The following is a 2,301-nucleotide window of genomic DNA, read 5'->3' as shown; positions in this document are numbered from 1 at the left end:
GGCCCGGGCCGAGCGGTGCGCCCGCGGGCCCGGCTGCCGGGGCCTGGTCGTGGCGGCCCACCGGCCTGGGCGGCGCGCCGACCACGCTCTCGGCCGGCATGGCCTGTGGTGGCCTCATGGCGGTCACCGGACTCTCCTCCCCTCGGCGGTCCGGTGGCCGGGTCAGGCCGGTGGGCCGCGAGCATGCTCGATCGCGTGCTGATGATGCCGGGCCGACGGGGCCGTCCCGTCGGCGGGTGTGCCGTTTCTGGCCGTACCCGGTGACGGGTCGTGCCATGCGGTGCTCGGTACCGGGCCGGTACCGGCGCGCCGCGCCTTCGTTCCCGGGGCCCCTCGCCGTGGCCCGGCACGCCGTCAGGTCCGGCGGCCCGGTCGGCCGGTGACGCCCTTCCCCCGCGGCCCGCACCCGCCGTGACGCTCGGCCCCCTGGTGGCCACCGGTCATGGTGCCGCACGCGGCCGCCGACGGCTGCCGGTGTCCGGGCGCTCTGGTCCGCACCGCCCGGTGATCGGCCCGCCCGAACCGGGCGGAGACCCCCGGAGTGAACGCCGCGCACCACCACCAGGTCACGCCCCGCCGCTGCGCCGCTGGTCGGGACGGTTCTGCCGGGCGGCCGTACAGCTTCCGTCGGAACGTCACCGGGGCCTCGGCGCGGGCGCGTCACCGTCCGCGATCCGGGGCCGGCACTCGTCTTGCGGGCCGCCGTCGGGCCCGCTCGGGGCGGTCGTCGGCCGGGGTCGGCCGACCGGTCGGACGGACGGGGCGGTCGAACCAGTGCTCGACCGCCGCCAGGATACGGTGCGGGGGTCGCGGCCCCCGCACCCGGTGACCCCGTGAACCGCGACGCCATCGCTGTGACCAGCAGAGACCGAGGAGTTGCATGTCCACCATCAGCCGGCTGCCCGGGATTGTCACGACCGACCACGTGTTCCAGCTGCCGCTCGACCACGCCGCCCCGCAGGGCGAGCAGATCGAGGTGTACGCCCGCGAGGTGGTCGCCGCAGGCCGCGAGCGGGCCGACCTGCCCTGGCTGGTCTACCTCCAGGGCGGGCCGGGCGGCAAGGCCGCCCGGCCGCTCGGCCGGGACTCCTGGCTGGAGCGCGCCCTGGACGACTACCGGGTGCTCCTGCTCGACCAGCGCGGCACCGGGCGGTCCACCCCCGCGACGCGGCAGACCCTCGCCCGGCGCGGTGGTCCGCAGGAGCAGGCGGACTACCTGGCCCACTTCCGCGCGGACTCGATCGTCCGGGACGCCGAGCTGATCCGCGAGCGGCTGCTCGGCGCCGACCGGCGCTGGAGCGTGCTGGGCCAGAGCTTCGGCGGCTTCTGCACCCTCACCTACCTCTCCATCGCCCCCGAGGGCCTGACCGAGGCCTTCATCACCGGTGGCCTCTCCGGCCTCGGCAGCTCGGCCGACGACGTCTACCGCGCCGCCTACCCGCGGGTGGTCGGCAAGAACGAGGGCCACTACGCCCGGTTCCCGCAGGACGTCCAGGCGGTGCGCCGGATCGCGGCCCACCTCGCCGACTCCCCCGCGACCCTGCCTGACGGCGGACTGCTCACCGTCGAGGCGTTCCAGGCGCTCGGCATGCTGCTCGGCGGCGGCAGCGGCTCCGGCACGCTGCACTACCTGCTGGAGGAGGCCTGGGTGGAGGGCGCGGCCGGGCCCGAGCTCTCCGACACCTTCCTGGCCGGCGCCCAGGCGCAGCTCTCCTTCGCGGGCGGCCCGCTCTACGCGGTGCTGCACGAGTCGATCTACGGCCAGCGGTCGGTGGACCAGGGCGGCACCGCCTGGGCGGCCGAGCGGGTCCGCAAGGAGTTCCCGCAGTTCGACGCCCGGGCCGCGCTGGAGTCCGACGCGCCGGTGCTGTTCACCGGGGAGATGATCTACCCCTGGATGTTCGACACCGACCCGGCGCTGCGCCCGCTGAAGGAGACCGCGGACCTGCTCGCCGCCCGCACCGACTGGCCCGACCTGTACGACCGGGTGCGACTGGCCACCAACACCGTGCCGGTCGTGGCGGCCGTGTACCACGACGACATGTACGTGGACACCGCCGACTCGCTGGAGACCGCCCGCGCGGTGCGCGGCCTGCGGACCTGGATCACCAACGAGTGGGAGCACGACGGCCTTCGGATGAGCGGCGGCACGGTGCTGGACCGCCTGATCAAGATGGCGCACGGCGAGGCGTAGCGGCCCTCGGGCCGGCGCCGCGGCGCGGAGCGGCTCAGTGCGCACGGTGGCCTCCTCCCGCCGCCCGCCGGACGCCCCGGCAGCGGTGGTGGCCGGTCCGGGCGGCG

Annotated in this window: 1 protein-coding gene; it reads left to right on the top strand. The window is 76.3% G+C overall.

Features of this window, described 5'->3' with window-relative positions; all coding sequences use genetic code 11:
* The first annotated feature begins 880 nt into the window (after window positions 1-880).
* Entirely contained in the window at window positions 881-2,194 is a 1,314-nt protein-coding gene (locus AE652_RS39785; protein ID WP_049660525.1) for an alpha/beta fold hydrolase, read from the top strand.
* Window positions 2,195-2,301: the final 107 nt, after the last annotated feature.

The organism is Kitasatospora sp. MY 5-36, assembly GCF_001182915.1.
Lineage (GTDB): Bacteria > Actinomycetota > Actinomycetes > Streptomycetales > Streptomycetaceae > Kitasatospora.
This window is presented reverse-complemented; position numbering and strand designations above follow the sequence as displayed.

Excerpts from the sequence above, each read along its gene's own strand:
- AE652_RS39785 (WP_049660525.1), top strand. The coding sequence starts at position 881 with ATGTCCACCATCAGCCGGCTGCCCGGGATTGTCACGACCGACCACGTG.